Source organism: Nocardia sp. NPDC058176 (genome assembly GCF_042883805.1).
Taxonomy (GTDB): domain Bacteria; phylum Actinomycetota; class Actinomycetes; order Mycobacteriales; family Mycobacteriaceae; genus Nocardia.
In genome coordinates this window covers 396,627-418,589 of record NZ_JBHVVA010000001.1, presented here as the reverse complement: position 1 = coordinate 418,589, position 21,963 = coordinate 396,627, and the positions used below count along the sequence as shown (strand labels likewise).

Here is a 21,963-nt window from a genome sequence, read left to right as displayed (position 1 = left end):
GTCTGCACTCGACAATCGATACGAACATATGTTCGACTGATGGGGTGCGGTGGCAGACGCAGGGCCTCGATGCCGATGACGGCGCGCTGCCCGGGTTGAGCCGGGCGGGGCTGGTTCGTAGTGTCCGCACCCCGGAGTTCGATGGCATCACCTTTCACGAGGTGTTGTGCAAGAGCGCGTTGAACAAGATGCCGGAGGGGTCGGGGCTGCCGTTTCGGTGGACGATCAATCCGATGCGGGGGTGTTCGCACGCGTGCCGGTACTGCTTCGCGCGCGGGAGTCATGAGTATCTCGATCTCGACGCGGGGCGGGATTTCGATTCCGAGATCGTGGTGAAGACCAATGTCGCCGCGGTACTGCGCCGCGAGCTGGCACGTCGTTCCTGGCAGCGCGAGGCAGTGGCGCTCGGCACCAATACCGATCCGTATCAGCGGGCCGAGGGCCGATATCGGTTGATGCCCGGCATCATTCGCGCCCTCGCCGAGTCGGACACCCCGTTCTCGATCCTCACCAAGGGCCCGCTGCTGCGCCGCGATCTGCCGTTGCTCACCGAGGCGGCGCGTCGGGTGGAGGTGAGCGTGGCGGTGTCGATCGCCATCCTCGATCCCGAACTGCACCACAGCCTGGAACCGGGCACCCCGACCCCGCGCGCCCGCCTGGACCTGGTGCGCGCGCTGGCCGACGCGGGCTTCGCCGTGCACGTCATGGCCGCACCGATCATCCCCTGCCTGACCGACGGACGAGCCCACCTCGACGCCCTGTTCGCCGCGATCGCCGAGGCGGGCGCCCACAGCGCCATGGCCTTCCCGATGCACCTGCGCGGGCCGACCAAGGCCTGGTTCCTCGCCTGGCTCGCCGCCGAGCATCCCGCCCTGATGCGCCGCTACCGGCAGCTCTACGGCCGCGGCGCCAACGTCACCCCGGCCTACGCGAGCTGGCTGCGTGAACGCCTCGATCCCCTGCTCGACGAGTACGGCCTGCGCCGCACCCAGGACCCCACCGTGCCCGATCCACCGGCGCTCACACCGCAGGACCAACAGCTCACGCTGTTCGGCTGAGCGCCCACCGCGTCAACCGCCGACCTGTCCGCTCCCGATCCGTGGGCGCGCACGCCACCCGGTCGCCGCGCCGACCAGCGCACGCCAGATCAGAGCAGCTGGGCCACTTCCCGATCGCTGAGCACGACCGAGGACACCGAGTCCTTGGCCCGGACCAACTGGACCCCGCGATACAGCGGCCGCTCACCGAGACCGGCGTCGCGTGCCTCGGCCCGCAACTGCTGAACCAGGATCTCCGACACCGCCACACCGGCGGCGAGTTCGCTGGCGGCCAGCGCGTCGGCGAGCTTGCGCAGGCCGAGCACATGCAATTCCTTGCCGCTGCCCGCATCGGTGTACATCGCCAGCGGCACCAGCTGGGTGTCGGGTCCCGCGGTCACCTTCAGCACGATCCGGCTGAGCCTGCCGGGGAACACCAGCAGCTGCACGCCGGTCGCCGCGGCCAGGTCGATCGTGCGCTCACCGAACAGCCGGTGGGCGCGGATCACGCTGCCGCTCAACCACATCCGCCGGCTCCGGAACGCGAAGACGTACCCGATGGTCGGCACCGCGACGACGAGTCCGAGCAGGATCGCGTACGGCCAGCTCAACCACAACGCCGACAGCAGGGCGGCACCGACGCCGATCCCGAGCGCGGCCAGCGCGAGCCTGCGCAGCATGGGCGCGAACACCTCGGGCGCCACCAGATCGATACCGACCGCCGACTGACCGGTCTCCCCGTCCACCATGTACCTCTCCACCGCGCACCGGCCCGCCCGGTGTCGGCGCGGTCAGATTACCGCGCCGACACCGGGAACGGCTCAGTTGCCGAGTGCGTCCCGCAGCACCCCGACGACCTCGCCGAGCGGCACCGGACGCTGATCGCCGGTGGCCATCTCCTTGACCCCGATCGTGTCCTCGGCGAGATCGCGATCGCCGAGCACGAGGGTGTACTTCGCGCCGGAGCGGTCGGCACCCTTCATGGCGCCCTTCATGCCGCGCCCGCCATAGGCCAGATCGACGCTCACGCCCGCACCGCGCAGTTCCCCGGCCAGGGCCACCATCCGCGCCTTGGCGGCGTCACCGAGGGCGACACCGTAGACCTGGCAGCGCGCCGGATCGGCCGCGGTCTTACCCTCGGCGGCCAGCGCGAGCACGGTCCGGTCGACACCGATACCGAAGCCGATGCCCGACAGCGGCTGCCCGCCGAGCTGGGCCATCAGCCCGTCGTAGCGGCCGCCGCCACCGATGCCCGACTGCGCGCCGAGCTGGTCGTGCACGAACTCGAAGGTGGTCTTGGTGTAGTAGTCCAGGCCGCGGACCATGCGCGGGTTCACCACGTACGGCACGCCGAGCGCGTCGAGGTGGCCGAGCACCTGTTCGAAGTGCGTCTTCGCCGATTCCGAGAGGTGATCGATCATCAGCGGCGCGTTCGCGGTCAGTTCGCGCACCTCGGGGCGCTTGTCGTCGAGGACGCGCAGCGGATTGATCTCGGCGCGCTTGCGGGTCTCCTCGTCCAGCGGCAGCCCGCGCAGGAACTCCTGGAGCAGTTCCCGGTACTGCGGACGGCAGGTCTCGTCGCCGAGCGAGGTGATCTCCAGGCGGAAGCCGTCGAGGCCGAGACTGCGGAAGCCCGCGTCGGCGATGGCGATGACCTCGGCGTCCAGTGCCGGATCGTCGACACCGATCGCCTCGATGCCGACCTGCTGCAACTGCCGGTAGCGACCGGCCTGCGGGCGCTCGTAGCGGAAGAACGGCCCGGCGTAGCAGAGCTTGAGCGGCAGCTGACCGCTCTTGTCCAGGCCGTGCTGGATCACCGCGCGCATCACGCCCGCGGTGCCCTCCGGGCGCAGGGTGAAGCTCTCGCCGTTGCGGTCGGCGAAGGTCCACATCTCCTTGCTGACCACGTCGGTCGACTCGCCGACACCCCGGGCGAACAGGGCGGTTTGTTCGAATACCGGCAGCTCGATGTGCCCGTACCCGGCGAGTCGGGCGGCGTGGATCAAGCCGTCGCGCACGGCGACGAACTCGGCCGAGCCGGGCGGCACGTAATCCGGGACCCCCTTCGGGGCGGTGAAGCTGCTGGTCTTGGTCACGATGGTCCAGTTTTCCCCACGGGCGCCCCTCTAGTCCAACCGGTTACCCTCTACACGAACCTGACGACACGGGAGGAACGCGGTAGTGCCGAGTAACGAACAGCGACGGGCGGCGGCCAAGCGCAAGCTGGAGCGCCAGCTGGCACGACGGGCCGAGCAGGAGAAGAAGCGCAAGCGCCTGATGATCGCGGGGTCGGTACTCGGTGTCATCGTGGTCGGCGCCGCCGCGGCCGGGGTGTACTTCCTCACCAAGGGCGGCGACGAGGCCGACACGGCGGCCGCGACGAGCACCTCGGCCACCAGCGAGCAGGAGCTACCGCCCGCGGCCGACGCCCCGGCGCCCGCCGACAAGCCCGCCACGGTCGACTGCGCCTACCCCGTGGGCGCCGAGCCCGCGTCCAAGCCGGTGACGCCGCCGACCAGCACCTCGGTCGCTTCCGGCCCCGGTACGGCGCCGACCAGGGTGAGCATCGACTCCACCCAGGGCCCGATCGGCCTCGAACTCGACAGTGCCGCCTCGCCGTGCACCGTCAACAGTTTCGTGAGCCTGGCCCAGCAGGGCTACTTCGACCAGACCAGCTGCCACCGCATCTCCGCGGTGACCGGTTTCGAGATGCTGCAGTGCGGTGATCCCACCGCCACCGGTACCGGCGGCCCGGGCTACGCCTTCGCCAACGAGTACCCGACCGATCAGTACGCGCCCGAGGACCCGGCGCTCGAGGAGCCGATCAAGTACCGCAAGGGCGTGATCGCGATGGCCAACTCCGGGCTCACCCCCGAGGGCACCAACGGCAGCCAGTTCTTCCTGGTCTACGGCGACACCATCCTGCCGCCGAAGTACACGATCTTCGGCACCATCGACGACGAAGGCCTGGCGACACTGGCCAAGGTCGGCGCCGCGGGCGACGACGGGTCGATGGCGGCCGGTGGCGGCACGCCGAACCTGCCGATCGAGTTCACCAAGGTCACCGTGGGCTGACGCCCCACGCACCGACCCCGCGACGGGCCGGACACCGCCACGGTGTCCGGCCCGCCGCCATTCCCCTGCCTCGACACTGCCCAGAAGATGCCCTGCTGGACACCCGTCTGTGTCCTTCGCGCGGTAGGCTCAGATGTCCACTTCCACAGCCGTATCGGGGAGCAGTCATGGCGGAACTCGACGACATCGGTAGCGAAACGGCGGCCATGATGCGCACCATGCTGCAGATGGCCACCCTGGTCGCCCTCAAATCACGTGAGCACGGCCAGAAGGACGCCGAGGCCCGGGCCAAGGCGATCGAGGCGAAGATGAAGGAAGCGCGCGAGCTGCAGGTGCGCGAGGCGCGCGATCTCAAGGCCAAGGACCCGCGCAATCTCGAGCTCGTCCAGATGATGTCGATGGGCTCGGCGTCGACGCAGACGCCGAATCTCGGACTGGAACGGGACACGGCGTCGTCGTATGCGAGCAGCGCCGCGTCGGCAGGCGGTGCCGCGTCGGCGGCGACCGGCGCTGGTGCGAGCGCGGGCACCCACGTGCCGCAGATCGGCTACGACTCGGTCGAGCGCCGGGCGGCCATCGCGGCCCATCTCGAACGCGCCGGTGTCGCACCGGAATTGGCCGAGGTGCGGATGCTGCTCGAGATGGGACAGGGCATCTCGCCGGACGAGGCGATCCGGCTGCCGGTCCAGCGCGCCCGGAGTTCCGCTATCGAACGCGGAATCGAACGCGGAATCGAACGCGGACGCTGACCCGCGGCTGTCGGGGGCGGCCCGAACGCCCCCGACGGCCGGCTACAACGGCTTGGTCTTCTCCATCGTCTGCATGACGTCCGGGTCGGTGAACAGCTCCCGGTCGCCACCCATCTGGTCCTCCAACGGCAGCCGGTCGAGCATCTTCTTGTGCCCGTTGCGCACACTGCAGTACTTGAACGGTCCCCGCGGATCGAACAGCTTCGCCATGTGCGGATCGGCGTGCTCGAGGAACCAGAAGCTGATCCCCGTCCCGCCCTGCAGCCGAGAGTGCTCCCACGCCTGCCACAGCGCGTGCAGCCGGATCGCCGCCTCGGGATGACGCCACCACTCCGGGCACCACACGGTGTCGCTGATGTCGGTGACCTGCCTGCTGTACACCCTGCTCAGATACTCGTTCACGAAGGCGAACACGGTGGGGTACCCGTTCGCGATCTCGCGCGGATCCGGACCCGAATTCTGTTCGTTCACAGCGGCTTGACCTCCTCGACTTCACCGATCTCGTCCGGCGGGTTGGCGTGCGACTGCGCGGGTGACCCGAACAGGTCGTCGATGCGGGTCTTGCGCGTCGGATCGTTGTACTCGATCGACCGCTTCACCGCGTCGGCGTATTCCGATTCCCACCATGGCACAGTACGGACCAGCACCGCGGGCTGACCGGAGGTGAACACGACCGCCCGCCCACGCGGCAGCGTCGCCAGGCCCTGGGCGGTGAAGGTCACCGAGGAACTGAGCGAGCGCGAGTAGCTCTTGCTGTTGCCCGACTGCGACATCGACGAGGAGATGGAGTCGTACTCGCCGATCGCCTCGGACCGATCACGCAGGAACGCCATGTCGTCCACACCGCTGCCGAGCACCTTGATGTTGGCCGCCGACCACAGCGCGCTCATCCCGGCGTCGCCCCAGCACCGCGCGCCCTGAGCCCACGACTGCAGCACGGTCATCACCACGATGCCACGCGAACCGAAGTGACTGTACTGCTTGGGCAGATCCTTCCAGCGCACCACGTTCGCCGCCTCGTCGAGCACCGCGAGCAGCGGGATCGGCAACCGGCCGCCCGACGACATCGACGCCTTGCGCATCGCGACATCGATCACGGCCTCGGTGAGCGCGCTCACCAGCGGCGAGGCCGACCCGCGCCCCTCGAGCGAGAGACAGTACAGGGTGCCGTTGCGTTCGACGAACTCGAGTTCGTCGAACTGGAGCCGATCACCGTTGCCCCGGGTGATCCACGGGTGCACATTCGACAGCTGCAGGCAGCGGATCATCTTCTTGGCCGTGCCGAAGATGCCGCTCTTGGTGCGTGGTTCGGCGTTGTACTGCATGGCCAGCCCGGCCGCGGTGAAATCGTGGCCCGCACGGCGCAGGTGTTCGATCGCCTCACTGTCCTGCGGGTTGGTGACCCATTCCCACACCTGGGTGATCGGCCTGCCCGCGATCGCGGCGGCCAGGAACATCCCGGCCAGCAGGTCCTCGGCCTCCGGGTCGAAGAAGCTGTCCTGATCGTCGGCGCCGCCGGACTCGGCGTCGGCGAAGTGACCGGCCAGCCGGGCCGCGCGCATCTCACAGCCCTCCCGGCGGTGGTCGACCCAGGCCAGCGGATCCCAGAACCACGTCGCGCGTTCACCGGCCACGCCCTGCGGGTCGAAGACGAAGGTCGCGCTGCCCTTGGACTCGCGCACATTGCGCGTCGCGTCGACCACGTCGCGCTTGTTCGAGGTGGCCAGCACGGGCCCGATCGCGGACAGGATCGCCGGGATCACCCGCGAGGTGGACTTGCCCTGGCGCGGCCCCCAGATGTCGAGATGCAGGTCCTCGTAGGAACCGTAGAGCGGTGTTCCGTCGGCCACGGCGACGCCGATCGGCACGCCGGGGGCGTCGTTGGAGCCCAGCCGCACGCCGAGATCCTTGGCCTTGGCCCGCACCCCCTCCTCGGTGATCGAGGCGATCGCGCTGCCGGTGCCCATGTGATCGGCCTTGTCGTCGATGGACAGCCGCCCCACCACCGCGCGCTTGCGCAGCTGCTTGCGCAGCACCACATAGCCGATGACCGACGCGATCACCAGCAGCACGATCACCGTGGAGGCGCGCGGCCAGTGCAGATTGCCGCGGGCCAGATCGGCGACGACCGCGATCGGATTGGCCGGAATGTCCTGCCGCACCACCGCCAGCGCGTTGCCGAGGTGGAGCGCGACGGCGAGGGTGATCAGCGTCGCAAAGCCGAACATGATCAGGATCAGCGTCGTGTCGGGTCCGACCGCGGCCGGGTCCGTCACCTTCTTCTTCGCCACGAGTGCCTCCTTGTGGACTGGGTCGGATGGGTGCTCAGCGGAACGCGTCGAGGCGCCAGCCCTGCGGTGTCTGCACCACCGTCGCGATGACCGTGCTCGGCGGTAGGTCTTCGGTGCGTCCGCTGGGGTAGACGACCGTCTGTTCGATGCCGATCTTGTACTGCGCCACCGCCGGATCCGGACTCGGCGGCGCGGTGTCGCCCGAGGCGAAGGTGAACGCCGTGACGTGCGCTTTCGCCTTCGCCCAATCCGCCCACTGCAGCGAGGGTTTCGGGGTGTCCGCGTCGTCGGAGGACCCGTCGAGCATACGTATCATGCTGGGTCCCAGCCATTTCCGCGCACGCCGCAGCGAGTCGCCGGGTTCCTCGGAGAGCGGGTTCCAGGTGTAGATCTCGCGCAGCGCCACGACCGCGACGCCGTCGGGTGTCGTCGGGTCGGTGGCCGCGGCGGCCTCGAGCAACCGGGTGGTCGAGGTGGCCTGGTCCGGGCGCGCCGGATCGGCGTCGCCGCCACAGGCGGCGACCGAGGTGAGGACCGCCACGAGCATCACCGCCGGAATCGTCCGGATTCGTGTTCTGTCCCACCAGGTTAACGTCGGTCCCGGTCGCTGTGTGCTCACAACACCCTCCTCGCCCGCGCGTCGCCGGGCACCGCCACCTCGACGACTCCACCGCCACCACCGCTGCGCACCGGCGGCACCGCCTGGATCACCTGACCGTTGCGGGTGTAGATCCCCACCTGCGCCGGACCCTGCCTACCGAACGAGCTGAACACCAGATCGCCCGCGACCGCCCTGCGCAACGGGACCTCGACGCCGGACTCCCACTGCTGTTCGGCGGTGCGCGGCAACACCACCTCGCCCGCGGAGGCCGCGAACACCGCGGCCGCGGTCAGGCCCGGCGCGTCGAATCCACCGCCGCTGGGCCCCTGCGCGCCACCGCCGCCCCACACGTACGGCGTGCCGAGCCAGTCGTGGGCGGCCTCGGCGATCTGTTCCCCGCCACCACCCGGCTGCGGAGTGAACCGGCCCTGCGCGCCGGGAGCCCGGTACATCGGTTCCATCGACAGGATGTTGGTGACATACGGCCGGGTCTCCGAGTAGTGCGCCGCATACTGATTCGGCATGCCACCGGAGGCGAGCACCGCGCCCTCACCGGCGTTGTACCCGGCCAGCGTGAGCGCGGTCGGATCGCCGGACACCCTGCCCTCGGCGATCCAGCCCGCGACCTTGCGCGCGATCGCGCACATGTAGCGGGCCTGGCCGATGATCGCGTCACCGTCGTCCCACACGCTGGCGGTGCCGTTGCCGTCGGAGTCGAGAACGTAGGGCAGTCCGTCGTCGGGGTTGATGCCCGCCGCGGTGCCGGGCAGGAACTGGGCCAGGCCCTGGGCACCGGCGGGCGAAGTCAGCCCGCGCCGGAAGCCGGACTCCTGCTTGGCCTGCGCGGCCAGCAGCGAGGACGAGATCTCCGGGCACACCGTCCCGGCGCGGCGGTACCAGATCTCGAGTTCGGCGGGCACCTTGCCGTCGGCGAGCACGCCACCGGCACCGCCGAATCCGCGCACGCAGCGGGGGTCGGCCGAGAAGGCCCGCGCGCCACCGACATCCGGGGTCGGCGCGCCGTCGAGCCACGGCATCGGGTCGATCTGGCGGCCGCCGGTGAACCGGCCGCCGGGCACGATCTCGAAATGCAGGTGCGGGCCGCTGGATTCGCCCGCCGAGCCGACCATGCCGATCGGCTGACCCGCGGTGACGGTGTCGCCGGTGCGCACCTTGACCCCGCTGTCCCACATGTGGCCGTACACCGCCGAGTAGGCGCGGCCGTTGGTGTCGACGGCGTCGACGACGATCCAGTTGCCGAAGCCCGAGGCCGGACCCGCGGCGACGACGCGACCATCCGACACCGAGTAGATCGTCGTCCCGTCGTCGGCGGCCATGTCGATGCCCTTGTGATCGCCGCCGCGGGAACCGAACACATCGGAGATGGTGAAGGTTCCGGTCTCGAGCGGCAGCGTGCGACGCAGCGGACCGACACCGGCGGCCAGCGACGGCGTCCCGGTGACGGCCGGATTCGACGACGGCGCGGGCGCACTCGTCGCGGCGGCGCGCTCGTCGCCGCCACCGAGCTCGGGCAGGGTGGGCGCCGAGGAGCCGTCGAGGATGTCGCCGGTCTCGCAGGTCTCGTCCGCGGCGGGCAGCACGATCACCAGCACGAGCGCGATCAGCCCGATGACCGAGCCCAGCGTCGTCATCAGGATGGTGCGGGCATTCACCGGCGCCCTCCCCGGGTTCCGCGCCGGGCGCCGGGATCCGGGTCCGCCGCGGGGGTGTTCACCGGCGGCGCCGGGTTTCGTTGAGCGTGTCGGCGAGCGTGCGGTTCATCTCGGCGGCGGCGGCCAGCTGCTGTTGCAGCAGCGCCACTTTGCGACGCAGCGCGGTGGCGTCCATCCGGTCCAGGCTCGGCCCCTCGGCCGCGCGCACCCAGTTGCGCACCGAATTGGCGTGCACGCCGATCTGCTCGGCCACCACCCGGCAGGCCTCGGATTCGCTGCGCAACTTGTCGGTCAGGGCGAGCACCTGCTCGACGGCGGCATTGCGCACCTCGGGCGAGACGCGGCGGTAGGACCGGTGCGGCATCATTGCTGACCCCCGTTCGCCTGCGGTTCGGCCGGTGGCTCGCCGTAGGTGGGCGTGCCGCGCGGGTTGTCGCCGAACTCGCTGAACCGCTGGTTCGTGTCGTGGATTCCGCTTTCCTTCTCCGACACCGTGAACTCCATGTGGAAGGGGATGCCGGGACGGCGATCCTCGCCGATCTTGAGCAGGAACTTGCCGGTGCCCGGCGGCGAGGGCCGCTGCTGGCCCGGCCGTAGCGCCTCCCCGGTGAGTGCCTGGGGTGCCGACCAGCCCGTGACCATCTCCTGTTCGGCCGCGGTGAACGGCACCGTCGAGTCGAGCCTGCTGATCTCCTCGGCGGGCAGCGCGCCGAAGATCTTGGCGCGGGCGCGTTCCAGGAAGCCGATCGCCTTGGCGATCGCGGCATCCGAGCCGAGCGCCTGCAGGTCCTTGATGGTGTGGCTGATCATGATCAGCGCGGTCGCGAGGCCGCGCTGCAGGCGGGTCAGCTCGTCGACCCGGTCGACCATGAAGTCGCCCAGGCCGAGCACCTGCCACAGCTCGTCCATCACGACCTGGAAGTAGCGCTGCGGACCCATCTTCGCGTCGGCGAGCACGTGCGCGGCCTCGACCGAGGCGAACCCGTCGGCCCAGCAGGCGAGCATGACCGCGGCCTTGAGCTTCTTGTCGCCGGTGGGGATGTGCGAGACGTCGATGCACACCGCGACGGCGTCGGTGTCGATGGGCACGCTGGTCTGGCCGTTGAAGATCGCGCCGAACGGGCCCTGGGTGAGCGCGCGCAGCGAACGGCGCAGGTTCTTGATCGCGTTCTGGTACTCGTCGGCGTTGTCGGCGCCCGCGTCGAGCATCAGTTCGGCACCGCCGCCGACGATCACCTCGAGCAGGTTCTCCATGATCGGCGGCTTGTCGGGGGTGTATCCGCTGCCCGGCTGGTACAGGATGCGCAGCGCGGTCGCGATCAGGGTTTCCTCGAAGTCGGCGACCCTGGCGCCACGGACCAGTTCCACCAGGCCCGCCACCAGCGTCACCTGCCTGGCCCGCAGGTCCTGCAGCACCTGTCGCTGCAGCGCGGGCAGTTCCCCGAGCCGGGGTACCACCGCGCCGAGCACACCCGCGGCGAGGGGATTCAGCTTGCCGTGGCCGTAGCCGAGGTCGATCACCTGACCGCCGACGAGCTCGACCATCTTGCGGTAGTCGGGCTTCACGTCGGCCAGGATCAGCGGCGTGATCCCCTGGGCGATACCGCCGAGCACGATCCGGCGCACCAGCGAGGACTTGCCGAAACCGTTGAGGCCGAGCACGAACAGGCTGGGCGCGGTGATGAAGCTGCCGCGCATGAACCAGTTCATCGGATCGAAGCAGACCGGCGCGCCCGTGTGCAGGTGCGAGCCGAGCGGCGTGCCGATCAGCGGGGCACCGGCACCGACCGACCAGGGCCACAGTCCGGCGACCTGGGCGGTGGTGGCCCGGTACTCCACCGGGCGGCCGACCACGTTCATCTTGCCGCCGCCGGGACCGGAGTAGCCGCGGTCGGTCAATTCGGCGGTGGTGCGGTCGAATCCGTCCTTGACCACCGCCTCGGTGCGGGCCTGGGCGTTGTTGCGGCGCAGGTCGTCGGTGTGGATGCGGAAGGTGGCCCAGGCCGCGCGCAGACCCGACTGCTCGCGCGCGATCATCTCGTAGCGGGCGCGGGTGGCGTCGTCGAGCAGCGACGGGCCGGATCGGCCCCGGTCCTGCTTCGACGACTTCACCGACCGGCCCGCGCCCATCGCCCGGTCGGCGGCCTCGTCGGGCCGGGTCGGCCGTGCGGGTTTGGCCTGCTTCGGCTGCTTGGTCAGTCCGGGTTTGGCCGGGCGTTGCTGACGGCGCGGATCACCTTGCGCGCGTTCGTGTTCCAGGCGGGGCCCGTGGTCCTCGTCGCGCAGGCCGCGGGGTCCGGCCGGGGATTGCGCACCGCGCGTTCGCCGTTCGTCCGCGCCGCGACCAGCCGTCCGGGATCCACGACCGGCGCCGCGGGGGCGTCCGGTCTCGTCACCGCGCGCCCGGCCCGGACCGTCACCGCGCGGCGCACCGCCACGTCGTCCACGCTCCTCGTCCGCACGCGTCCGGCGCGGTTCCTCCCCGCGCGACCTGTGCTCCTCGTCCGCACGGGTCCGGCGCGGCTCGTCCGCGCGTGACCTGCGCTCCTCGTCCTCGCGGGACCGGCGCGGCTCGTCGGTGCGCGACCGGCGCACCTCGCCCGAACGGCGCGGGTCGTCCGCACCCGAACGCGGGGCACGTCCCCGGCCGTCCCGTTCCCCACTCGAGTCACGGTCCTGCGACGACCGCTCCTCCTCTGTACGCGTCTCCCGCGCGCGAGCCTCCCGCTCGGCACGTTCGGTGCGCTCGTCGAGGCCGAGCACGTCGTCGCTCACGCGCGACGCGCTCCCCCGCGGCTCACGTTCACCGCGGATCCGCGGTGGCCGGTGGACCGGGCGCAACGCGATGTCGTCGCGGTCGCGCACCGGGGGTTCGTAGTCGCGTCCCATGATCGCCTCACCCCGCCAATGCCTTCGGAATGGTCGCGTGCTCGGGCAGGATCACGCCGCAACCGAGGGAGGCCGCGAACGCCGCGGCCTGGTATCGGTAGCAGCGCCGGATCTTGAGCCGGGCCTGCGTCGAGAGGTCGCGGGTGATGGCCTCGATGCGCGGTAGGTCACCGCGTAGCGGCTCGGTGATGGTCACCAGCGCGCCGAAGCGGGTCACACCGTGCCCGCGGGCCTGTTCCTCGCGTGCCTGCTGGGTCGCACCGACCCGCAGTGTCGCGGCGGCCGAGACGACCCCGCGTTCACTCTGCTGCGCGACGAGCGCGTTCTTGAAGTCGTCGTCGACGATCTCGGCGGCGTCGGCGGCCGAATGCGGCCGGTAGACGATCGCGATGCGCTTGCGCGGCACTTCGGGATTGGGCGCGAGCAGCCGCTGCAGCACCCGCTCGTCGACCGCGCCCTCGGGTGCGGCGTCCATCTCCCAGGTCACCGAGCGGCCACCGTCGTGGATCAGGTGATCCCACTTCTCGTCATGGGAGACCGGGCCCGCGTCGTCCCAGCCGAGCCCGTGCCCGCCCGGGTCGGCGGCGGCGACCTCGAGGTCGGCCTGTGCGGCCGGGTCGTAGCTGCGGCGGATGAAGGAGATGACCTCCTCGGCCGCCATCGGCTGCGCCCGCACGCCCGCCTCGGCCAGCGCCGCGCAGATCCCGGGCAGCCTGCGCCCGATCTCCACGGCCTCCTCGGCCGGGTTCTTGCGCCGCTCCGCGGTGGTGGCCTTGAAGGTGATCGCCACCCGGGGCAGCAGCTGCACCCGCTCCTGGGGCAATTCGGTGGCCAGCTCGTACATCACCTGCTGGGCCAGATCGGGCGCCTCGGGCCGGGTGATCGTGGAAACCTCGTTGAGCAACCGGTTTCCGGTCTCGGGCACCGTGTCGATCACCGGGACCACCGCGACGATGTCGCTGGTCTGGCCCACCGAGGCGAGGAAGGTGCCCCAGGCGGCGACCCAGCGGTCGATCACCGGCTGGTCCACCGCCTCGTGGCCCTGCGGCCAGGCCCGCAACACCACCGTGTACTGCGCGAACGCGGGCAGGTGGATCATCCCGAAGTGGTAGCCGCCCGCGTCGATGCCCTCGTAGAGCTTCGACGGGGCGAGCAGCCCCGGCAATTTGGTGACGCCGCCCGGGATCCGGGAGAACCGGCCGCCCCGGTACACGTGCTCGCCGTTCTTGCGCGAGCGCATCCAGTTGAACATCATCAGTCCCGTCTCGTAGCCGGAGCGGCCCCCGGTCCGCCACACCAGGGGCACCATCACCAGCGCGCCGAGCCCGCCGACGATGAAGCCCCATTTGAATCCACCGACCATGGCGCAGATCAGTGCCGTGATCACCACCACGAAACCGATCACGGTCTCTTCCCAGCGCAGGCCAAAAAGGCCCGCGCTGCGCGGTTTCTGCCACAGCCCGTACGAGCGGCGCTCGTAGGTGTCGGTCGCCGAGGTCGTCATCGCGGAATCGTGCTCCTGCCGAGGTCGGGTGCGCGATTCGCCCAGCGGTCACCCGCGACGTCGCCCATGGATTGATCGGCTCTGCTCGCACTGCCCGCCGCGGCCCGCGCCGCCATCACACCGCGCGCGGACGCCGCTCCCGAGGGCACCGAGCCCGAGCTGGGCGCCGGGGGCGCGGCACCACCACCTCCGCCGCCGCCACCACGCGGGGGTGGTGTGGGTCGTGGACTGCCGCCCTGACCACCGGCGCCACCGGGTCGCGGACCCGCTCCGCCGCTGCCGAAATAGCCTGCCGCACCGGGTGCCGCGGCGGTCCGTGAGGCGACCGCCTTGGTACCGATCGCGCCGAGCGCCATCGCGCCGACCGCGGTGCCACCGGCCACCATCAGACCGGAACCACCCGCGCCGACGGTGGCGACCGCGGGCGCGACCAGCCGCATCAGCGCGGGCAGCACGAACGCCACGCTGCACAGCAGCACCAGGGCCACCAGCATGCGCTGGGCGTCCTCGCCGCTGGGCAGGCCACCGGATTCGGTGGTCTCGTCGGCGTGGCCGGCGGTGGTGAACGCGATCATGTAGACGATCGCGGCCACCGGTTTGAACAGCATGAACGCGATGATCCAGCCGACCAGTTTCTGATACGACTGCTTACCGGTCCCGGTCGCCGAGGCGGCCGCGGCCAGTGGCAGCACACCCGCGGCGACCACCAGCAGACCCTGCCGGACGATGGCCAGCACGATCTGGGCGAGCGCGCCGAGCAGACCGACGATCGCGATGATCAGCACGAGACCGGGTGAGAACGCCTGCAACTTGCTGGTTTTCACCATCAACTCGGCCATGTTCTTGGCATTGCCGCCGGTGGCATCCTCGATGATCCACTCGGAGAACTTGTCCGAGGCCCGCGTCCCCGCGACGATCACCGCCCCCAGCATCCACGAACTGAACACGACCCTGGCGAACAAGCGGAACGATTCCGCGGCCTCGCTCACCGCCGCGCCGCGTCTGGCCTCGGCCAATCTGCCGCCGGTGATGATCACCGAGGCGATCAACAGCAATATCTGGATCTGATAGGTGTAGTCGTTGATCTTGGTGAACAGCGCGCCCGAATCGCTCACCGCCTCGTTGGGCACCTTCATCCAGAAGGTCAACGCCAGGATCAGCGCCTCGCCGAGGCCCTTCATCAGCGAGTCGACCACCTTGCCGAAGGTGGAGTCCCACGCCTTGTCCTTGACCGCGGTGGCCGCGTCGCCCGGATGCGAAGCGGCGTTGCCCGCCTTGCACACCGCCGAGGCGGCGTCACCGAGCGAGATCCCGGGAATGGCGACGCCGTCGAGGGTGTCGTGCAATTCGTTGCACGCTTCGTCGAAGCCGTAGTTGTTCTGGCCGTAGGCCACCACCGGCGTCGCGAGCATCACGGTGAAGATCACCGCGAGGATTGTGACGATCCGCCTCAGCATTGTTGGCACCCCTCGATGGTCCGCAGGGAATCGATCCGGGCTGTGCTGTACACCGCTCACCATTTCGTCCACCCCGCCAGCGATTCCACGTACTCGGTCTGGGTGTTGGTCGTCGTCGACGGCTTGAGTCGCCAGTCCCCCTCGTCCCACACCACGATCATCCGCATCGCGGCATACAACTGCTTACCGTCGATCACCGGTCCACGCGAGGCGAGGCGCACGATCGCCATGTCGTCGGCGTAGTCGTCGATCTTGAACGCGTCGGAGGCGACGAAGTAGCGGGTCACCCGCTCCGGCTGCTGTTTCGGCAGCCGGTCGCTCGACAGCGCGGAGTCGTAGGCGGCCAGGGCCGCCGAGCTGACCCGCACCTGCGTCACGTAGAGATCGCGATCGGCGGGCCTGGCATTGAGCCGGTAGGTGATCTGCGCGGCGGCCAGCGCGGCGCCCTGCGGGGTGCGCGCGTAGCCGACGGCGAGTCCGTCCTCGATGCGCGAGGGCCCGTCGGAGGTGGAGAACGGCACCGACGCGCCGAAGACCCGCTGCCAGCCGTGTGGCTTGGTCGTGCCGACCGGCGCGGCGGTCAGCCAGTCCGGATCCGCAGCGGTGCGCTGGGTTCCCGGTTCCTGGGCCAGCGGCTGGCCCGCCGGGTTGTTCGGGACGTCGACGCGCCGCCCGAGCACGTCGACCTCGGGCTCGGCGAACCCGGTCCCGCCCGCGGCCTGGGCGGGCGGCGGCCCCGGGTCGGGTTCGGCGTCCCCGCCGCTGGTGAAGTACACGACCGCGCCGACGACGAAGATCAGGGCGAGCAGCGCACCGGAGGCGACCATGCCGAAGGTAGCGCGGTCGCGGGCGCCCGGCTCCTTCACGCTCACTGTGGTGCCTCCAATGCGACGATGTCGGTGGGTAGTTCGTCGATCGCGTCGACGGGTCGTTCGGTGGACCGCGGATCTGGTAACTGCAATCGCCAGTCCCCGCCGTACCAGCTGACCGTGGTGTGGTTCACCGCCCTGGAGTTGTCGGAGTACTCGGTGTAGACCTCGACCCTGGACTGCTGCTCACCGTATTCGGTGATTTTGTAACCCAACAATTTCGGCGCGTACTCCGCCGCGGCGGGCCCGGTGATGGACAGTTGCACCCGATTGATCGCCCACTCGTCGCGCGCCGGGCCCGGAACCAGTTCCTGGTCGACCACCGTGGCCCACTGGGAGTCCGGTGCCACCGACAGCCGGATGGTGTGGGTCAGCGCCGCCAGCCCCGCGCCGCGCGGCGAATGCTCGAAACCCGTCGCGGCGCCCTCGGCCACCGTTTCCGGACCCTGGTCGGTGTGCGGCAGGGTGATGCCCTGATAGTCCTGCCACCGCACCCCGGTCGGTACGGCGGACAGGTCGAGGCCCGCGGGCTCGCCACCACCGCAGCCGACGGCCGCGGCCAGCAGCGCGATACCGACCGCGAACGGCCGTGTCACTGTGGAATTCATCTGACGGGTCTTTTCCATCCGCGGCCTCACGCAGGCAGGAAGGCCAACGCGATCGCGGACGCGGTACTGGCCACCGCGGCACCGATCAGGCTCATCAACACACCGTGTGAGGCATCGTTGACGGCGAGGTCGCTGCGGAACGCGATCCACAGTCGACCCGCCGCCAGGATCATCCAGGCCAGGCACGACAGCAGCACGAACCAGAGCAGCCAGTTGAGCAGCTGCATCATCGGTTCGAGCACGTCGGCCGGGATCTGCTTGTAGGCGAGCACAGTGATCACGTACCGATGACCGCATTCATGATGGTGCCCGCGCTGGTGGCGACCACGCCGCCGATCATGGCGCCCGCGACCATCTTCGGCGACTCGAGGCCGCCGCCGGTCCAGCGCTCCCACGCGAACTTGCCACCCGCGTAGGTGATGCCGCAGATGCCCGACAGCAGCACGAACCAGGTGAGGTACCGCACCAGCTGCAGGATCTTGTCCGATCCGGGTGGGGCTTCCGGCGTCGGATTACCGATCTGGGCCAGGACGGTGCCGTACGTGTCCTGCACGGCGAGGAGGAGCATGCTCATCGGGTGCCTTTCTCCCACTGTAAAGGTGTTGTGCCACAAACACTTCGACGCCGACACACGTTTGTACACCACCGGCGGTCCGACCGCCCGGCGGTCATGGCCGATCCTCCCCGGTCCCGGGGCCCTCGATGCTGGCCCTGATCGCGGCGACCAGCTCGACACCGAGCTCGCCGATCTCGACCGGCACCTCGTCGAGCGGGTCCATCCGGCGTTTACGCGCCGCCACACCGTCGCCCGGCGACCACACCGGCAGCACATCGGACTCCACCAGGGTCCACTCCTCGAACCACGGCACCTGCCAGACGTGCCCGGCCAGCGAGCCGACCACGTCGCGGTAGCGCCGGATCTCCGGGGGCACCCGGCCGGGGCGCGCGGCGACGGTGATCAGCCCGAGTACCTCCGAGGCGCCGGCGAATCCGGCGTGGTGCTGGCGCAGCAGATCGTGCGCCCGGGTGAGACCGGAGATGGTCTCCCTGGCGACGAGGACGACATAGGGCGATTCCCGATCGAACACGCCCGGCCACCGCCCGCGGGCATCGGCAGCGGGCGCGAGGACATGGGCGAGCGTGGTGGCACCGGAGCCGCCGTGCACACCGAGCAGCCACACCAGCGGCGCCCGACCCACTCCGGGTACGGGCCGCTGCCAGATCGGCGCGCGCAGCGATTCGGGCGGCGCGACGACACCGGCGGGCGCCGGTTCACGACGACGACGAAGATTCATAGCTGCCGTCATGATGCCACCCCGGCGAGCAAGCTCCCATATGCCGCACGCGTCGCCTCGGCGAGCTCGCTGTGCCGCACGAGCTCACCGCGCGCCAGATGCGGATCGTAGGGGATCTCGACGACCTCGCGGACCCAGCCCGACAGGTGCTCGCGCAAATGCTCGGCAACGCGTGAGTCGTCGTGCGAATACTGGTGCGAGACAACGATGGTGGTATCGGCGACCACACCCGCGCCGTCGTCACCGTAGTGGTCGTCGAGCCATTCCAGGGTCACCCGCAGCCGGTTGGCCGCGTCGACGCGGGCCGGAATGGCCAGCACCAGCGCGATCTCGGCGTCGTCGAGCAGGGGCCGCAGTTGCCGCCCGGCAATCGGGTTGCCACCGTCGTAGACCGCGGTGTATCCGCCGGTGTCCAAAGCCCTGGCGACAGTGAGATATGTCGCGCGGCGGCGCAGCGGGGTCGCGTCGCGCCAGAGCAGCCCGAAACCGGAGGTCGAGCGGGACAGGCAGTCCTCGAGCGGGGCAGGTTCGTCGGCGCCGCGCCCGTAGACCCACGACTGCAGGTTCACCGGGTGCAGGTGTTTGTCGGCGCCGCGCAGCGCGAGATCGCTGCCGGCGGCGGTCGCGTCGACCGCCACCGTCGTCGCGCCGTCGACCACGAATTCGGCGGCGAGGCCGAGCGCTGTCGTCGTCGTCCCCGCGCCGCCGCAGCCACCGACCACCAGGATCGGCCTGCGTGCCCCACCCGCTCGCTCACTCGTCTTGCGCCGCAACCGCACCACCGGAGCCGGATCACGCGCCGAATCACCCGACGGCTCCCCCTCGGGGGATTCGTCGAGCCAACGGCTCCAGTCGTCTGTCATCGCCTCTGCTCCTTACCCTGCCGCGATGCCCGCGATATACGTGCGATCGCCCACCACCACGGTCCGCACCGACTGCTTGGTGTAGGTGGCCGGTGCGCCCGCGGGCCGGAACTCGGTGACCTCCACCGTGAACCGGTCCGCCGCGACGGTGGTGATCCGCACGCAGTGGGTGGTCCCCACCGGGATGGAATCGATACCGCGCTGGATCACGGCGGCCGGTGAGACCTCGGCGTCGGGGGTGGCCACCGCACGGGCCTGCTCCCCCGATCGGGTCACGTAGTAGGCGTACTGGAAAGCGAGCACGGCGTCCGGGCCGGAACCGGGGCCACCCGCCTCGGCGCTGCGCACGACCGTGTCGGTGCGTTCGGTCGGGCACGAGCCGGTGGTGTCGGCGGTGAGATTGCCCGCCGTGAACTGCAGTGGCGCGGCGTGCCTCGCGCCCGCTTCCTCGCCACGGCCGAACAGCAGGAAGAACACGCCGGTCGCGGCGAGGACCAGCACGAGGACCGAGACGGCGAGCACGACCCAGGTGCGCTGGCGCCTGCGGTTCGCGCGCAGTGCGCCGGAGGGCTCGAGCACGCGTGGCTCGTCGTAGTGGTCGGCGGCCGCGTCGGTCCAGGGGAACTGGACGAGTTCGGCGTCGTAGTCGTCATCGGGTCCGGGGGCGGGTTCGGCGACCCAGTCCGACCAGCCGCCGGTGAACTCGCTGCGGCGCGCGGCCAGTTCGGCGAGCGGGGCGGGTTCGGGCTCCGGTTCGGGTTCGACCGGGTACCGCTTGCCGTCGTCGGTGGGGACGCCGTAGTAGTCGTCCGCCGCGTCGCGGTTCGCCGTGTCGAAGTATTTCGCCGTATCGATCCGCTCCGCCGTGTCGGCTCGGTCCGCGGTTTCCACTCGGTTCGCCGCGGCGGGTCGGTCCGCGGTGGCGGGTCGGTCCGCGGTGGCGAGTCCGTCCGCAGTGGCGGGTCGGTCCGCGGTGGCGAGTCCGTCCGCAGTGGCGGGTCGGTCCGCCGCTTCGTGGTCCGTCGCTTCGCGGTTCGTATCGTCGACGAACGCGATGCCGTGGCCGTCCGGGTCGGCCGGAGCGTTCTCCCCCGGTTCGGCACCGTCCCGTTCCGCCGCGCTCTCGTCGAGTCCGGTGGGCTCGGCGGGGTCGGCGGAGGGGGAGCGCTCGGGGCGCGACGAATATCGGTCGATGCCGTCGTCCTCGCCCGCCGGGTCCGCGGTGCCGGGGCGCGCGGGGTCGACGGTGTCGGTCTCGGGCTCCAGCGCCGAGTACCAACGCGACAATTCGTTGTACGACTTCAACATTCCCCCCTTTCCGCAGCGCCGGGCACAAGGATTCGCATCGAAGACCTCTCGGTGATCAGTTCACAGAGAACGGACGGGTGGTGGTGGGTGTTCCGGGTGTCGCGGCAGGCGGAGTCGTCGCGCCGCCGGATGAGGCGCCATCGGCTCCTGTCCCGAACGGAAATTGTCCCCCACCAGATGGTGCGGTTGTGGTAGACGCGCCGGTCGGGGTCGTGAATATTCCGGCACTGCGGGTATCGGACCCGCCGACCGGCACCGCGCCCTGCCCCGACACCGCGGCCGCGTCACGGGCCAGCGCGGCGAACCATTCGGCGACATACCGGGTCGGCGTCGCGCCGTCGGCACCGACGCCGATGCGCGAGTAGGCATCGTGGCGCTGCAGGGCGTTCCAGTAGCGCACCCAGGTGGTGACGTCGAGCAGTTCCTGGTTGTCGGTGACATTCTGCTGGACCGCGGTGAACGCCTCGTTGACCAGGCGCACACCGGTGGTCGGCGGGACGAGTTGCGGAACCGCGCCGACGAGCTTGGTACCGAGCACGGTCAGCCCGGCCAGCGGGTTGCTCAGTGTGGCGGTGGCCAATTCGGCGATGGCGGCCGGGCTGATCACCGTCCGCACGACGGTGGCCACGGCGTTGAGCCCGATCATGCCGACCTTGAGCAGCGCCCGGAAGGCGGCGTTCACATCGAGCTGGGTGCGCGGGTCGGCGGCATCGGCCAGGCGCTGGGAGATCGACTTCTTCGGCGAGATCGACAGATCCGCGAGCGTGCTGCCGGAGAGGTCCTCGTCGACCACCGTGGACACGGTCTTGATCGAGGTGAACGCCAGCGCCTGCGCGATCGAGACCAGCGAGCCGATCGGGTCGCCGCCGGAGAGTTTCAGCTGGCCGACCAGGTTGGTCACCGCGCGCAGGATGGGCGCGCCCTGCGGTGCGTCGCACGCGAGATCACCGGTGGCGCAGAAACTTGCGACGCGCCCGGTGAGTTTGCCGAAGTCGGCGGCCTGGTCACGCTCGGGTCCGAGCCCGCCCCCGGGGGCAGGCGCCTGGCGCACCGCGGCGACCTCGGCCAGCGCCGTGCCCTCGGTGCCCGGCGCGGCCGCCGGAGTCGTCCGGTCGGGGGCGCCGGGAAACAGGGGGGCGTTCTCGTTGCGGGTGGGGTCGGCGAACAGCGCGACCCCGGCAATCTTGTCCGCGGGCAGCACGCCGGTACCGGCGCCCACCTCCTGGGCGAACAGCGAGGCCACGTGGGCGCCTTGCGAATACCCGAGCACCGCGATGCGGGTGTCGGGGCAGCGCTGGGTCACCTGGGTGGCCATCGAGCGCAGCCGCTGGACGCCACCGTCCACCGATTCGGCATAGGGCACCGCGCCGCCGGGTACCGCGCCACCGAACCCGGCCTCGTAGGGCACGTAGGCCCGATCGACGAGTCCGGGGTCGGCGGCTTCGGCCAGGAGTGGACGGAACACCGTCGACAGCATGCCGGTGTCGGTGCTCGGCGCGGCATCGGGCGAGGATTCCCCGGTGCCCTGAATCCCCAAGGCGTACAGCGCCGGACACGCGGCGATCGATACCCGCGTCGACGGTGCGGCGGGTTGGCCCTCTTCCGCGCGGGCCAAGCCTGCCGCAACCGACCCCAAAGCGACGGCGAACGCGATCGTCGCCGCCGTGAGTCGTGTCGTGCACCGAGCCATATCGATCCGCATCACAGTCCGTTTCGGCTGACCAGTGGAGCGTTGAAACGCAGT

The 21,963-nt window shown here is 70.4% G+C and carries 21 protein-coding genes; 3 read left to right on the top strand and 18 right to left on the bottom strand.

Features of this window, described 5'->3' with window-relative positions:
* The first annotated feature begins 44 nt into the window (after positions 1-44).
* Complete coding sequence (locus ACFVVM_RS01950) at positions 45-1,058, top strand: Rv2578c family radical SAM protein (RefSeq protein WP_387612065.1); 1,014 nt, start codon at positions 45-47, stop codon at positions 1,056-1,058.
* Between the two features lie 89 nt (positions 1,059-1,147).
* On the opposite strand, the gene ACFVVM_RS01945 is transcribed toward ACFVVM_RS01950, so the two are convergent.
* Positions 1,148-1,786, bottom strand: a complete 639-nt coding sequence (locus tag ACFVVM_RS01945) for a hypothetical protein (RefSeq protein ID WP_387612063.1) — start codon at positions 1,784-1,786, stop codon at positions 1,148-1,150.
* A gap of 72 nt (positions 1,787-1,858) precedes the next feature.
* The gene (gene hisS, locus ACFVVM_RS01940; protein WP_387612061.1) at positions 1,859-3,133 is read right to left on the bottom strand and encodes a histidine--tRNA ligase; all 1,275 of its coding nucleotides are present in this window, start codon (positions 3,131-3,133) and stop codon (positions 1,859-1,861) included.
* A gap of 85 nt (positions 3,134-3,218) precedes the next feature.
* On the opposite strand from hisS, the gene ACFVVM_RS01935 reads away from it, so the two are divergent.
* Entirely contained in the window at positions 3,219-4,112 is an 894-nt protein-coding gene (locus tag ACFVVM_RS01935; RefSeq protein ID WP_387612059.1) for a peptidylprolyl isomerase, read from the top strand.
* A 167-nt stretch (positions 4,113-4,279) separates the two neighbouring features.
* Complete coding sequence (locus tag ACFVVM_RS01930) at positions 4,280-4,861, top strand: hypothetical protein (RefSeq protein WP_387612056.1); 582 nt, start codon at positions 4,280-4,282, stop codon at positions 4,859-4,861.
* Between the two features lie 42 nt (positions 4,862-4,903).
* Here ACFVVM_RS01930 and ACFVVM_RS01925 read toward each other — a convergent pair whose 3' ends face one another.
* From ACFVVM_RS01925 to ACFVVM_RS01850, 16 genes are all read right to left on the bottom strand, one after another.
* Positions 4,904-5,332, bottom strand: a complete 429-nt coding sequence (locus ACFVVM_RS01925; protein ID WP_387612053.1) for a DUF4913 domain-containing protein — start codon at positions 5,330-5,332, stop codon at positions 4,904-4,906.
* On the bottom strand, positions 5,329-7,152 hold the full coding sequence (locus ACFVVM_RS01920) for a type IV secretory system conjugative DNA transfer family protein (protein ID WP_387612050.1): 1,824 nt from the start codon (positions 7,150-7,152) through the stop codon (positions 5,329-5,331). Before ACFVVM_RS01920 ends, ACFVVM_RS01925 begins: the two co-directional genes overlap by 4 nt.
* Before the next feature lie 34 nt (positions 7,153-7,186).
* Positions 7,187-7,699, bottom strand: a complete 513-nt coding sequence (locus ACFVVM_RS01915) for a hypothetical protein (protein WP_387616705.1) — start codon at positions 7,697-7,699, stop codon at positions 7,187-7,189.
* 68 nt (positions 7,700-7,767) lie between these two features.
* A complete protein-coding gene (locus ACFVVM_RS01910; protein WP_387612047.1) occupies positions 7,768-9,426 on the bottom strand; it encodes a peptidoglycan DD-metalloendopeptidase family protein in 1,659 nt (552 codons plus the stop codon).
* A gap of 58 nt (positions 9,427-9,484) precedes the next feature.
* Positions 9,485-9,790: a transposase gene (locus tag ACFVVM_RS01905; protein WP_387612044.1), complete on the bottom strand. Its 306-nt coding sequence runs from the start codon at positions 9,788-9,790 to the stop codon at positions 9,485-9,487.
* The gene (locus tag ACFVVM_RS01900) at positions 9,790-12,315 is read right to left on the bottom strand and encodes a hypothetical protein (RefSeq protein WP_387612041.1); all 2,526 of its coding nucleotides are present in this window, start codon (positions 12,313-12,315) and stop codon (positions 9,790-9,792) included. The genes ACFVVM_RS01905 and ACFVVM_RS01900 overlap by 1 nt, the downstream gene beginning before the upstream one ends.
* 7 nt (positions 12,316-12,322) lie before the next feature.
* Positions 12,323-13,819 carry an SCO6880 family protein gene (locus tag ACFVVM_RS01895; RefSeq protein WP_387612038.1) on the bottom strand — a complete coding sequence of 499 codons (1,497 nt, stop codon included), beginning with the start codon at positions 13,817-13,819 and terminating at the stop codon, positions 12,323-12,325.
* Entirely contained in the window at positions 13,816-15,246 is a 1,431-nt protein-coding gene (locus tag ACFVVM_RS01890; RefSeq protein WP_387612035.1) for a hypothetical protein, read from the bottom strand. The genes ACFVVM_RS01895 and ACFVVM_RS01890 overlap by 4 nt, the downstream gene beginning before the upstream one ends.
* An 86-nt stretch (positions 15,247-15,332) precedes the next feature.
* A complete protein-coding gene (locus ACFVVM_RS01885) occupies positions 15,333-16,148 on the bottom strand; it encodes a hypothetical protein (protein WP_387612033.1) in 816 nt (271 codons plus the stop codon).
* The gene (locus ACFVVM_RS01880; protein ID WP_387612031.1) at positions 16,145-16,753 is read right to left on the bottom strand and encodes a hypothetical protein; all 609 of its coding nucleotides are present in this window, start codon (positions 16,751-16,753) and stop codon (positions 16,145-16,147) included. Before ACFVVM_RS01880 ends, ACFVVM_RS01885 begins: the two co-directional genes overlap by 4 nt.
* A gap of 26 nt (positions 16,754-16,779) precedes the next feature.
* Positions 16,780-17,034 carry a hypothetical protein gene (locus tag ACFVVM_RS01875; RefSeq protein WP_387612029.1) on the bottom strand — a complete coding sequence of 85 codons (255 nt, stop codon included), beginning with the start codon at positions 17,032-17,034 and terminating at the stop codon, positions 16,780-16,782.
* Positions 17,031-17,327 carry a hypothetical protein gene (locus ACFVVM_RS01870; protein WP_387612026.1) on the bottom strand — a complete coding sequence of 99 codons (297 nt, stop codon included), beginning with the start codon at positions 17,325-17,327 and terminating at the stop codon, positions 17,031-17,033. The genes ACFVVM_RS01875 and ACFVVM_RS01870 overlap by 4 nt, the downstream gene beginning before the upstream one ends.
* A gap of 94 nt (positions 17,328-17,421) precedes the next feature.
* On the bottom strand, positions 17,422-18,060 hold the full coding sequence (locus tag ACFVVM_RS01865) for a hypothetical protein (RefSeq protein WP_387612023.1): 639 nt from the start codon (positions 18,058-18,060) through the stop codon (positions 17,422-17,424).
* Positions 18,057-18,911 carry a MinD/ParA family protein gene (locus ACFVVM_RS01860; RefSeq protein ID WP_387612020.1) on the bottom strand — a complete coding sequence of 285 codons (855 nt, stop codon included), beginning with the start codon at positions 18,909-18,911 and terminating at the stop codon, positions 18,057-18,059. Before ACFVVM_RS01860 ends, ACFVVM_RS01865 begins: the two co-directional genes overlap by 4 nt.
* 12 nt (positions 18,912-18,923) lie before the next feature.
* Positions 18,924-20,216, bottom strand: coding sequence for a hypothetical protein (locus ACFVVM_RS01855; protein WP_387612018.1), 1,293 nt, complete (start codon positions 20,214-20,216; stop codon positions 18,924-18,926).
* Positions 20,217-20,274: 58 nt separating this feature from the next.
* Positions 20,275-21,909: a cutinase family protein gene (locus tag ACFVVM_RS01850; protein WP_387612015.1), complete on the bottom strand. Its 1,635-nt coding sequence runs from the start codon at positions 21,907-21,909 to the stop codon at positions 20,275-20,277.
* Positions 21,910-21,963 lie beyond the last annotated feature (54 nt).